Below are 11,827 nucleotides of genomic sequence, written 5' to 3'. Positions count from 1 at the left end.
GCAACGATGCGATGTTCTCGACATTTCGACAACGCTTATTATCCCTACTACTAAGTATTTAAATTTAAAGAACTAATAATGAGGAGAGAGACATGAAGTTCACCGTAAGCCAGTCGGCACTTTCCGAAGCCCTCGCCGTCGTCTCCAAGGGCATGGCGTCCAACTCCACCCTCGCCGTCCTCACGGGCATCTACATCAAGGCCTCCGAGGGCACCCTCGAGTTCCAGACGACCAACCTCACGATCTCGATCCGCCACAAGATCGCGGCCAACGTCGAGGAGGAGGGCGAGACCGTGGTCTCCGGCAAGATCCTCTCCAACATCGTCAAGACCCTGCCCGACGCCGCCGTCGAGTTCGAGGGTGGCGACCGTGGTGTGTCCATCCTCTGCGACAAGTCGTCGTTCCGCCTGAACACGCTCGACGCGCGCGACTTCCCGGAGTTCCCGCAGTTCGACCTCGAGCAGACCGTCGAGCTCCCGAGCGCGCTGCTGAGCGACATGGTCGACAAGGTCTACAAGGTCACGAGCAAGGACTCCTCGCGTCCTGTGCTCTCCGGCGTCCTGCTGACCGTCGCCGACAATACCATCCGCCTCGTCGCGACCGACTCGTTCCGCATGGCCGTCGCCGACTCCAACGTTGAGACCTCCTCTCTCGAGGGCACGTTCGAGACGATCGTGGGTGGCAACACCTTCCACGACGCGCTGACGCTCCCCTCGATGACCGAGAACGTCCTGATCGGCACCACCGACAGCCAGGTCGTCTTCGTCTTCGGCAACACCACCTACATCTCGCGCAAGATCGACGGCCAGTTCCCCAACTACAAGCAGCTGCTGCCCGACTCCTGCGCGACCACCGTCGAGATCGACCTGCCGCAGTTCGCCGCCGCGCTCAAGCGCGTGTCGGTCATCGCGCTGTCGAACCCGTCGGTCCGCTTCGACATCGACGCCGAGGGCAAGGTCATGCGCCTGTCCGCGTCCTCTCCCGACCAGGGCGAGTCGACCGAGTCGATCCCCGTCGAGGTCACCGGCGACAGCATGTCGATCGCCCTCAACTACCACTACATCTTCGACTGCGTGAACGCCGCCTCGGGCGAGGGAAAGATCTCGCTCGAGCTCCAGAGCACCATGCAGCCGGGTATCTTCAAGTCCTACTCCAAGGTCAACTACCTGTACCTGCTCATGCCGGTCAGGATGTAGCGTGGGCCTGGTCGTCGAGACGCTCTCGATGCGCAACTGGCGCAACTTCGGGGAGAGGAGCATCGACCTCTCCCCGGGCATGACCGTGCTCTGCGGCCACAACGCGGTGGGCAAGACCAACACCGTGGAGGCGTTGCAGATGCTCACGGCCGGCGCGTCGTTCAGGAAGCCCAAGCCGGCGCAGCTCGTGCGCGAGGAGTGCGACCACGCACGCATCGAGGCGCGCCTCACGGGTGACGGGCGCGTGGTGGACGTGGCGTGCGACGTCGAGAACCAGCGCAAACGTTTCACGAGAAACGGAAAGCGCTGCGTGGCGGCCGACCTCTCCGACTCGCTCATGTCCGTCCTCTTCAACCCGGACGACCTCTCGTTCGTGAAGAGGGGTGCGAGCTACCGCCGAGAGGAGCTTGACGACTTCGGCAGGCAGGCGAACCGTGGGTTCGCCAAGGTGCTTGCCGCCTACGGCCGCTCCATCGAGCAGCGAAACCGCCTGCTCAAGTCCGAGCACGTGGACTTCGCCCTGCTCGACGCCTGGGACGCGTCGGTGGCGCTCGGGGGAGCGACGCTGCTCGTAGCGCGCGTGCGGCTCTTCGAGCGCCTGCGCGCGCACATCAGCCGCATCTACGAGGAGATCTCGGAGGGGGAGCGTCTCGACTGCACCTACGAGTCGAGCCTGGGACAGGACCTCTCGGGCATGTCGCGCGACGAGGTGTGCGACCTGTTCGCGGCAAGGCTCGCCGAGGGCCGCGACGACGACCTGCGTCGACAGCAGACGCTCGTGGGCCCGCACCGCGACGACCTCACGTTCACGATCGACGGGCGCGACGCCCGCGCCTTCGGCTCGCAGGGCCAGCAGCGCGCGGTCGTGCTCGCCTGGAAGATGGCCGAGGTCGAGCTCGCCCAGGAGATCGTGGGGGAGAGGCCGCTGCTCCTTCTCGACGACGTCATGAGCGAGCTGGACGAGAGACGTCGCTCCGCGATGTGCCGCTTTGTGCAGAACGGGATCCAGACGGTCATCACGACGACCAACCTCGGGTACTTCCCGCAGGAGCTGCTGGACGACGCCAAGGTGGTGGAGATTGATGGGTAGGGCCGGATTCGACGGGCGCTTCTCGCGCCGAGCCCACGACCGTCGCGGCGAGGACCCCATCCAGGAGCTCGAGGGCAACCGCGAGAGGAACCAGGAGTCAATAGGCGAGGTGCTCTCACGCGTCGTCGGCGGCGAGATGCGCGGCCGCATGAGCGCGGCCCAGCGCGCGGCCGCCGCCTGGTACGGCGCGAACGGCGACATCGAGCGCGCCCACACCACGGGCGTCTTCCTCAAGAAGCCCAAGCGCGAGGGCGCGGCGCCAATCCTCGGCGTCTACGTCGACTCGCACGCGCGCCTGACCGACTTCACCGTGAACCGCGAGATCTACCTCGCCCGCCTGCACAACGCCGGGCTCGAGCTCTCGGGCATCGAGTTCCGCCTGACGAGAAGAGACCGCGCCGAGGCCCAGGGCCAGGCGGGGGCTGGCACGGCTGCCGGCACGCGTGTCGGCGGGGGAGAGGGGCGCTCCGCGCTTCCCGAGAGGCCACGCCCGCTCGACCTGCCGCAGCTCGACGAGGGCAAGCGCGCGACGATCGAGGTGGCCGTTGCCGACCTCGAGGAGCCGCTGCGCTCGAAGGTCGCGCACGCCATGGAGATGTCAATGAGGCGCCAGGAGTTCGAAGAGGGCGAAGCCCCGGAGAAGTGACGGCTCAGGCGCCAGGCTCCTCTCGGCAATGACAAAAACCCCTCATTTCAGGAAACGCCGCGAATAGCGACCTCTGAGAGCCTCAGGCAAGATTTGGGCAAGACGTTCGGGGCATTTTTCGTTCAGGACGGGGATGTACGTGGCCGCATGAAGTAGAATGGTTTGGGCTCTTTGATTTTGAGATAGAGAGGAAATCCGAGTGGCTGAAAACGATAGCAACTACGGCGGAAACGACATCAAGGTCCTCAAGGGCCTCGAGGCCGTCCGCATGCGACCGGGCATGTACATCGGTACCACCTCGGCCGCGGGTCTTCACCACCTCGTGTGGGAGATCGTCGACAACTCGGTTGACGAGGCCATGGCCGGCTACTGCACCAAGATCTCCGTCACGGTGCACGCCGACAACTCGATCACCGTCGTCGACAACGGTCGTGGCATCCCCATCGACATCAACAAGACCGAGAAGAAGCCGGCCCTCGAGGTCGTCCTCACCATCCTGCACGCGGGCGGCAAGTTCGACAACAACGCCTACAAGGTGTCCGGCGGCCTGCACGGCGTCGGCATCTCCGTCGTCAACGCACTCTCGAAGAGGCTCGTCGCGCAGGTCAAGCGTGACGGCAAGATCGTCGAGATGGAGTTCGCGCGCGGCAAGACCACCAAGAAGATGACCGAGGTCGGCAAGTCGAAGACCACAGGCACCTCCGTCACCTTCTGGCCGGACGACACCATCTTCGAGACCACGGTCTACAACTTCGACACCCTGCACGACCACCTGCAGGAGACCGCGTTCCTCAACAAGAACCTCAAGATCGTCCTCACCGACGAGCGCGAGCTCACCCCGCGCGTGGAGGAGTTCTGCTACGCCGGCGGCATCAACGACTTCGTCAAGTACCTCAACGCCGAGAAGACCATCCTGCCCGGCCTCTCGCGCCCGATCTACATCGAGGGCAAGACCTCGGACGACACCCCGCTCGAGAAGCGCGGCGAGGTCGAGGTCTCCATCCAGTGGAACAGCGGCTACTCGGAGAGGGTCATGTCGTTCGCCAACGACATCTACACCGAGGAGGGCGGCATGCACCTCGAGGGCTTCCGCACGGCCCTCACCAAGGTGGTCAACGAGTACGCCCGCAGCCACAAGCTGCTGAAGGAGAAGGACTCCAACCTCACGGGAGACGACATCCGCGAGGGCCTGACGGCCGTCATCTCCGTCAAGCTGCCCGACCCGCAGTTCGAGGGCCAGACGAAGGCCAAGCTCGGCAGCTCCTACATGCGCACGCTCACCAACAAGGTCGTGACGCAGGGCCTCTCCGAGTACTTCGAGGAGCACCCCAACCAGGCCAAGGAGGTCTTCAAGAAGGCCTCGCAGGCGGCCAAGGGTCGCCTCGCCGCGCAGAAGGCGCGCCAGGCCACGCGCCGCAAGGGCCTGCTCGAGAGCGCGGCGCTGCCCGGCAAGCTCGCCGACTGCTCGGTGAAGGACGCCGAGATGACCGAGCTCTTCATCGTAGAGGGTGACTCCGCAGGCGGCTCCGCCAAGATGGCACGCGACCGTTCCATCCAGGCGGTCCTTCCGCTTCGCGGAAAGATCCTCAACGTCGAGCGCGTCCAGGAGCACCGCGCGCTGTCCTCCGACACCATCACGTCGCTCATCACCGCGATCGGCACCGGCGTCGGCCCCGAGTTCAACATCGAGAAGGCGCGCTACCACAAGATCGTCATCATGACCGATGCCGACGTCGACGGCGCGCACATCCGCATCCTGCTGCTCACGTTCTTCTACCGCTTCATGCGCCCGATGATCGAGGCGGGCTACATCTACGTTGCGCAGCCGCCCCTGTACCAGCTCAAGCCCAAGGGCAAGAAGCGCGGCAAGTACCTCTACACCGACGAGGAGCTCGCGCTCGAGGCGAAGAAGTACGAGGATCCCTCCCGCTACACCGTCCAGCGCTACAAGGGTCTCGGCGAGATGGACCCCGAGCAGCTCTGGGCCACGACCATGGAGCCGAAGAACCGCATCATGCTGAGGGTCACCATCGAGGACGCGATGAGCGCCGAGCGCGCGGTCGCAGACCTGATGGGCACGCAGGTGGAGAAGCGCAAGGACTTCATCCAGACCCACGCCAAGGACGTCCGCTTCCTGGACATCTAAGGACCAAGGACGAAGCTCTTCTCCACGACTAACGAAAGGCTAGCAAGTGGCAGACGATAACAACTTCAACGACGGGCTCGACGAAGAGAACGACGAGCTCGACCTCACCGGCGACGACGCCGAGGAGACTGAGAACGAGGAGGACGTCGACGACCTCGGTGACGACGGCGACGGCGACGACTTCGACGAGGAGTACGGCGACGAGGACGCACCAGCGATGAACCTTGCCGGCGCCGGCCTCTCGCACACGATCTCCGACGAGGCGGGCACCCGTCTCGACCTGACCGACATCCATGGCGGCGCGCTCAAGCCGACGGACCTCTCGACCGAGATGAAGACCTCGTTCCTCGAGTACTCGATGTCGGTCATCGTGGCCCGAGCGCTCCCTGACGTGCGCGACGGCCTCAAGCCGGTCCACAGGCGCATCCTCTACGCCATGAACGAGGCCCACATCGTCCCGTCCCGTCCGCACAAGAAGAGTGCGTGGACGGTCGGCGAGGTCATGGGCAAGTACCACCCGCACGGTGACTCCGCCATCTACGACTCGATGGTCCGCATGGCGCAGGACTTCTCCATGCGCCTGCCCCTGGTCGACGGCCACGGCAACTTCGGCTCCATCGACGGCGATCCCCCTGCGGCCATGCGTTACACCGAGTCGCGCCTGACCTACGCCGCAATGGCGATGCTGCAGGACCTCGACAAGGAGACGGTCGACCTTCAGCCGAACTACGACGAGTCGCTCCAGGAGCCGGCGGTCCTGCCGTCGCGCTTCCCGAACCTGCTCGTCAACGGTTCGTCGGGCATCGCCGTCGGCATGGCCACCAACGTGCCGCCCCACAACCTCAAGGAGGTCGTGGACGCGGTCTGCCTCATGATCGACAACCCCGACGCGACGACCGACGAGCTCATGGGCGTCCTGCCCGGCCCGGACTTCCCGACCGGCGGCATCATCATGGGCACCTCGGGCATCAAGGAGGCCTACGAGACCGGACGCGGCACCATCACGGTCCGCTCGAAGGTACACGTCGAGAACATCGGCAAGGGCGGCCGCCAGCGCCTGGTCGTCACCGAGATCCCCTACGCGGTCAACAAGGGCACCCTGCAGGAGCGCATCGCGCAGCAGGTCAACGAGAAGCACATCGAGGGCATCTCCGACATGCGCGACGAGTCCAACCGCAAGGGCATGCGCATCGTCATCGACCTCAAGAGCGGTGCCGTCCCCCAGGTCGTTCTCAACAACCTCTACAAGCGCACCCAGCTGCAGAGCAACTTCAACGTGATCGACATCGCGCTCGTCGACGGCGTGCCCCGCACGCTCACCCTGCGCGAGATGCTGCGCTACTACATCGACCACCAGGTCGACGTCGTGACCCGCCGCACCAAGTTCGACCTCGACAAGGCACTCAAGCGCGTCCACATCCTCGAAGGCCTGCTCATCGCCGTCGACAACATCGACGAGATCGTCCACATCATCCGCTCCTCGCGCGACGACGCCGAGGCCAAGGGCCGCATGCACGAGCGCTTTGGCATCGACGACGTCCAGGGCGAGGCAATCCTGCAGATGCGCCTGCGTCGCCTCACCGGCCTGGCCCGCGACGAGCTCGTCGCCCAGATCGCCGACCTGCACGAGAAGATCGCCTACTACCGCGACCTGCTCGAGCACCCGGACAAGATGATGCAGGTCATCAAGGAGGAGCTCCAGCAGATCTCCGAGCGCTTCTCGAACAAGCGTCGCACCACGATCTCCGAGCACGCGGTCGAGAACCTCGACGTCGAGGATCTCATCGCCGAGGAGGACATGGTCGTCACCGTCACGCACTCGGGCTACGTCAAGCGCCTCCCGGTCGCGACGTACCGCTCGCAGAAGCGCGGCGGCAAGGGCATCCAGGGCCTCTCGCTCAAGGACAACGACTTCGTCGAGGACCTCTTCGTCGCGTCCACGCACGACTACGTCATGTTCTTCACGAACAAGGGCCGCGTCTACCGCGTCAAGGTGCACGAGCTGCCCATCGGCAGCCGCCACGCCCGCGGCTCGGCGCTCATCAACGTGCTGCCGCTCGACGAGGGCGAGAAGCCCACGGCCGTCATCACGACGCGCGAGTTCCCGTCTGACGAGTACCTCATGTTCGCGACCAAGCGCGGCATGGTGAAGAAGACCGCCATGAGCGACTACGACAAGAGCCGCCGCGACGGCATCATCGCCATCAACCTCAAGGACGACGACGAGCTCGTCAACGTGCGCCGCGTCAAGGCGTCCGAGAAGGTCATCCTCTGCTCCACCGCGGGCAAGGCGATCCTGTTCGACGAGTCTGAGATCCGCCCGACCGGCCGCGCCACCTCGGGCGTCCGTGGCATCACCCTCAAGAACGACGCCGAGATGCTCGGCATGGAGATCACCAACGGCAACGGCGACCTTCTCGTCATGACCGAGAAGGGCTACGGCAAGCGCACGCCGGTCTCTGAGTATCCGGAGCACAAGCGCGGCGGCCAGGGCGTCGCGACGATCGCGATGACCGCCAAGAAGGGCAACCTCGTGGTCTGCCGCGTCGTCGGCCCGCAGCACGAGCTGATGGTCGTCTCCGAGGAGGGCGTCATGATCCGCGTCAAGACCGCGGACATCTCGCGCCTCGGCCGCTCGACCCAGGGCGTCAAGATCATGAACATCGGCGCCAGCGACAAGGTCAGCGCCGCCGCCCGCATGGTCGCGCACAAGAAGAAGGCCGCCAAGGCCGACCCGATGCAGGCCGCCCTTGACCTCTCCGCCGCCGGCGAGGTCGAGCAGAACGACGAGGAGTCGGTCGACATCGGAGGCGACGAGGCCTTCGACGAGTCCATGATCGAGGACGAGTAGCGCCTCGGCCGCATAGGCTCACAAGCAAGGGCTCCACCCTCGGGTGGAGCCCTTTTGCGTTGCATGGTGTTGCGTGGGGGAGGGGGCTACGCTCTTCTCGCCCGCGAGGGTTTGATGGGCGAGAGGGGCGTTGTCTAGAGGTTGGGCTAGACCTGCGTGAAGTCGTCGGGGGAGAGGGACTCCACGAAGTCGTGGAACTCCTCGATCTTGTGGAGCTTCTCGCTGTCCTCGACCTGGCGGAAGTCGGGCATCGAGGCCGCGTCGAGGACGCTCTCCTCGGCGAAGATGGGCGCGTCGCAGCGAAGCGCGAGGGCGAGCGCGTCGGAGGGGCGCGCGTCGAGCAGGCAGCGGGTGCCGTCGGCGCGCTTGAGCTCGAGGCGCGCGAAGAAGGTCTTCTCCTCCACCGAGACGATGGAGACGGCCGTGACCTCGGCGCCGAGCTGGGTGATGACGTCTGCGAGCAGGTCCTGGGTGATGGGTCGGTCGAGCGTGATGCCCTCGGCGCTCAGCGAGATGCCGTGCGCCTCGACCGAGCCGATGCGGATGGGGAGCTGCACGACCGAGCCGCCCTTGTAGGGTGCCTTGGTCTTGAGGATCACGAGGGACGTCAGCGGACCCCCGCTTACGAGAACGCTCTGTATCGTCATTCTGATCATGTGGCACCTCCCTCATGTGATGGTGACATGGTACCCAAGACGCGCCGTCTCGCGCGAACTTGCGTGGAGATTCTTGCAAAAGCGCAGGTTGGATAGTGTATCGCCAAACGGGCGAGCGGCGGGCCGCACGGACGGAAACGCAAAATGGGGAGAAAATGAGAACGAATTTCAATTCTCGGTTGACCCGAGGGGGTGCGTTGCCTAATATTATTCCTCGCGTTGGGCCCGTAGCTCAGTTGGTCAGAGCGTCCGGCTGATAACCGGGAGGTCACAAGTTCGAACCTTGTCGGGCCCACCACTTCTTTTGCGAATAGTCGCCCCAGCGCTAGCCGAGTCGCCGCTGGGGCGATTATTACTCTGGGGCGGCCTTGCCGCACTTGGGGACGTAGCTCAGCTGGGAGAGCGCGGGCTTTGCAAGCCTGAGGTCGTGGGTTCGATCCCCATCGTCTCCACCATGAACGCACGAGGGCCAGGGGCTGATGTCTCTGGCCCTTTTTTCGTTCTGTATCGAGGGATTGCGGTCGTGCCTTTTGCAAGTTTAGGCATTTTTTGCAAGTTTAGGCAATTTTTGCAAGTTTAGGCACTGCAGGTAGATGGGCAAATCTTGCGAGTGAGCATCTGGCGGCGCGAGAGGACACGCGCTCGAGCCTGGCGTGCGGTCGCGGTATCATCGCAGGAAGAAACCAGCGAAGGAGTGACACATGACATCGGCTACCGACAACCGCAGGGACGGCGTGACGCGCGAGCTCGACGAGCTCTCGAGCACGCTCATGGGCGACGCACTGGACATGCTTGCCGAGGGTGCTGACGTCAATGTGCTTCTCGTGGTGGAGGACGCGTTCGGTACCGTGGCGTCCTTCGAGTTTGCAGACGACGGCCCCGAGGCCTGCCTCGAGGGCGCCCGCGCCCGCGTGCGCTCGCTGCACCGCGACGGGGGAGACGAGAAGAGCGGCCTGGCGGCCCCCGAGCGCTACGCGATCTGCTACGAGGCCGCGGTGGCCGACGAGGACGGTGCCTACCGGGACGCCCTCCTGCTCGAGTTCGGCGAGAGGGGCTACAAGTCCTACTCCGCGTACTCGCTCTTCGAGGGCAAGGGCGCCGGCGACGACTTCGCCTGGAGTGAGCCCGCGCCTGCCGGTGAGCTCGAGAGCCTGCTGTAGAGCGTGCCACTGTAGGGCGTGCCACGACGCAGGCCGACGTTGCGCTCGCGGCCGTGTGGCGGCCGAGGGGCAGGCTCTTCTCGGCGTCGTCACATACAAGCAGTTTACGTGGAAGGTTGCTGCGCTCACGCACGTAGGCGCGCCCCTGGTATACAGTTCTGACGTTTAGCGTGAGACACACGAGGGCCTCGGCCCGCAACGTCATGAAGAGGTTTCCATGCTCCAGGAGCACATCCGCAACATCGCAATCATCGCGCACGTCGACCACGGCAAGACCACGCTGGTCGACCAGATGCTGAAGGCCACCAACGCCTTCCGCGAGAACCAGCAGGTCGAGGAGAGGGTCCTCGACTCCAACGACCAGGAGCGCGAGCGCGGCATCACGATCCTCGCGAAGAACATCTCCATCGAGTACCAGGGCATCAAGATCAACGTTATCGACACCCCGGGCCACGCCGACTTTGGCGGCGAGGTCGAGCGCGTGCTCAAGATGGCCGACGGCGCCGTGCTGCTCGTCGACGCCGCCGAGGGCCCCATGCCCCAGACGCGCTTCGTCCTCTCGCACGCCATCGAGGCGAACCTGCAGATCATGATCTGCATCAACAAGATCGACCGCGAGGGCGCCAACCACGAGAAGGCCCTCAACGACTGCCTCGACCTCATGATGGACCTCGGTGCGGACGACGCGCAGCTCGAGTTCGCCATGGAGCACGTCGTGTACGCCTCGGCGGTCAACGGCTTCGCGCGCCTCGACCCCGAGGACGGCAACGACAACATGCTCCCGCTGATGGACATGATCGTGAACGCCCTGCCCGCCCCCGACGTGGACGTCGACGGCGCCCTCGCCATGCAGTGCGTCACCGTCGACCACTCCGACTACGTCGGTCGCATCGGCATCGGCCGCATCTACTCCGGCACCATCCACGCCGGCGACAAGATCCTCGTCGTCAAGAACGACGGCAGCCGCGCCATGAGCCAGGTCAAGCAGCTCTTCACCTTCGACTACCTCGGCCGCAAGGAGTGCACCGAGGCGCAGGCCGGCGACATCGCGGCCGTCGTGGGCGTCGACTCGACCGACATCGGCGACGTCTACACCGACCCCGAGAACCCCGTCGAGCTCGACCCCATCGAGATCGACCCGCCCACCCTGTCGATCATCTTCGAGCCCTCCACGTCGCCGCTCGTCGGCCGCGAGGGCGACATCGTGGGTGGTCGCCAGCTCAAGGAGCGCCTCATGCAGGAGCGCGAGAACAACGTGACCATGCGCATCGAGGAGCTTCCCGACAAGACCGGCACCGAGGTCTCCGGACGTGGCATCCTGCACCTCTCGGTCCTCATGGAGCAGATGCGCCGCGAGGGCTATGAGTTCCAGGTCGGCCGCCCGCGCGTCCTGTTCAAGAAGGACGAGAACGGCCAGGTTGTCGAGCCGATCGAGCAGGCCGTCGTCGAGTGCCCCAACGACTACTCCGGCAAGGTCATCGAGGTCTTCGGCAACGTCGGCGGCACCATGAGCAACATGAGCTCCGGCGTCCAGCAGACCCACCTCGAGTTCCGCATCCCCACCCGCGGCATCATGGGCCTCAAGACCCGCATCCTCAACGTCACCCATGGCGAGGCTGTCTTCTACCACAACTTCCTGGAGTACGGCCCCTACGCCGGTGACATCACCGGACGCCAGAACGGCGCCATGATCTCGATGTCCACCGAGAAGGCCGTGGCCTACGCCCTTGGCACCCTGCAGGAGCGCGGCCAGCTCTTCGTCGGCCCCGGCGACGAGTGCTACGAGGGCATGCTCGTCGGCGAGCGCTCCAAGCCCGGCGACATGGTCGTCAACATCGCCCGCACCAAGTCCCTCGGCAACCAGCGCAGCTCGACCGCCGACATCTCGGTCCAGCTCACGCCGCCCAGGACCTACACCCTCGAGGAGGCCCTCGAGTACATCATGGACGACGAGCTCGTCGAGATCACGCCGCAGAGCATCCGCATGCGCAAGCGCATCCTCAACGAGACCGAGCGCCGCAAGTGGCGCGTCAAGAACGGCCTCGTCAACAAGTAGGCTCGCCCGCACCCAGCGGACGCAGG

The 11,827-nt window shown here is 65.0% G+C and carries 8 protein-coding genes and 2 tRNA genes; 9 read left to right on the top strand and 1 reads right to left on the bottom strand.

Annotated elements, in window-relative coordinates:
- Positions 1–92 precede the first annotated feature (92 nt).
- The 5 genes from dnaN to gyrA all read left to right on the top strand — a co-directional run bounded on the left by dnaN (position 93) and on the right by gyrA (position 7,929).
- Complete coding sequence (gene dnaN / locus M5D76_RS01815; RefSeq protein WP_248921685.1) at positions 93–1,196, top strand: DNA polymerase III subunit beta; 1,104 nt, start codon at positions 93–95, stop codon at positions 1,194–1,196.
- A gap of 1 nt (position 1,197) precedes the next feature.
- A complete protein-coding gene (recF, locus tag M5D76_RS01810; RefSeq protein ID WP_248921684.1) occupies positions 1,198–2,286 on the top strand; it encodes a DNA replication/repair protein RecF in 1,089 nt (362 codons plus the stop codon).
- The gene (locus tag M5D76_RS01805; protein WP_248921683.1) at positions 2,279–2,932 is read left to right on the top strand and encodes a hypothetical protein; all 654 of its coding nucleotides are present in this window, start codon (positions 2,279–2,281) and stop codon (positions 2,930–2,932) included. Before recF ends, M5D76_RS01805 begins: the two co-directional genes overlap by 8 nt.
- A 199-nt stretch (positions 2,933–3,131) precedes the next feature.
- Positions 3,132–5,078, top strand: coding sequence for a DNA topoisomerase (ATP-hydrolyzing) subunit B (gyrB, locus tag M5D76_RS01800; RefSeq protein ID WP_248921682.1), 1,947 nt, complete (start codon positions 3,132–3,134; stop codon positions 5,076–5,078).
- A 46-nt stretch (positions 5,079–5,124) separates the two neighbouring features.
- Positions 5,125–7,929, top strand: coding sequence for a DNA gyrase subunit A (gene gyrA, locus M5D76_RS01795; RefSeq protein ID WP_248921681.1), 2,805 nt, complete (start codon positions 5,125–5,127; stop codon positions 7,927–7,929).
- 146 nt (positions 7,930–8,075) lie between these two features.
- On the opposite strand, the gene M5D76_RS01790 is transcribed toward gyrA, so the two are convergent.
- Positions 8,076–8,585: a bifunctional nuclease family protein gene (locus tag M5D76_RS01790; RefSeq protein WP_248921680.1), complete on the bottom strand. Its 510-nt coding sequence runs from the start codon at positions 8,583–8,585 to the stop codon at positions 8,076–8,078.
- Between the two features lie 221 nt (positions 8,586–8,806).
- Between M5D76_RS01790 and M5D76_RS01785 the strand changes: the two genes are divergently transcribed.
- The 4 genes from M5D76_RS01785 to typA all read left to right on the top strand — a co-directional run bounded on the left by M5D76_RS01785 (position 8,807) and on the right by typA (position 11,801).
- Positions 8,807–8,883, top strand: a tRNA-Ile gene (locus tag M5D76_RS01785).
- Positions 8,884–8,964: 81 nt separating this feature from the next.
- Positions 8,965–9,040, top strand: a tRNA-Ala gene (locus tag M5D76_RS01780).
- A gap of 246 nt (positions 9,041–9,286) precedes the next feature.
- Positions 9,287–9,745: a hypothetical protein gene (locus M5D76_RS01775; RefSeq protein WP_248921679.1), complete on the top strand. Its 459-nt coding sequence runs from the start codon at positions 9,287–9,289 to the stop codon at positions 9,743–9,745.
- A gap of 217 nt (positions 9,746–9,962) precedes the next feature.
- Positions 9,963–11,801, top strand: coding sequence for a translational GTPase TypA (gene typA / locus M5D76_RS01770; RefSeq protein ID WP_248921678.1), 1,839 nt, complete (start codon positions 9,963–9,965; stop codon positions 11,799–11,801).
- Positions 11,802–11,827 lie beyond the last annotated feature (26 nt).

Origin of the sequence: Olsenella intestinalis (assembly GCF_023276655.1) — a bacterium.
Taxonomy (GTDB): Bacteria; Actinomycetota; Coriobacteriia; order Coriobacteriales; family Atopobiaceae; genus Olsenella_J; species Olsenella_J intestinalis.
Note: the sequence above shows the minus strand (reverse complement) of the source record. Positions and strands in the feature narration are given on the sequence as shown.

What these genes read in the sequence shown, in the direction of transcription:
- dnaN (WP_248921685.1), top strand. Translation starts at nt 93, where the DNA reads ATGAAGTTCACCGTAAGCCAGTCGGCACTTTCCGAAGCCCTCGCCGTC.
- M5D76_RS01805 (WP_248921683.1), top strand. Translation starts at nt 2,279, where the DNA reads ATGGGTAGGGCCGGATTCGACGGGCGCTTCTCGCGCCGAGCCCACGAC.
- M5D76_RS01790 (WP_248921680.1), bottom strand. Translation starts at nt 8,585, where the DNA reads ATGATCAGAATGACGATACAGAGCGTTCTCGTAAGCGGGGGTCCGCTG.
- M5D76_RS01775 (WP_248921679.1), top strand. Translation starts at nt 9,287, where the DNA reads ATGACATCGGCTACCGACAACCGCAGGGACGGCGTGACGCGCGAGCTC.
- typA (WP_248921678.1), top strand. Translation starts at nt 9,963, where the DNA reads ATGCTCCAGGAGCACATCCGCAACATCGCAATCATCGCGCACGTCGAC.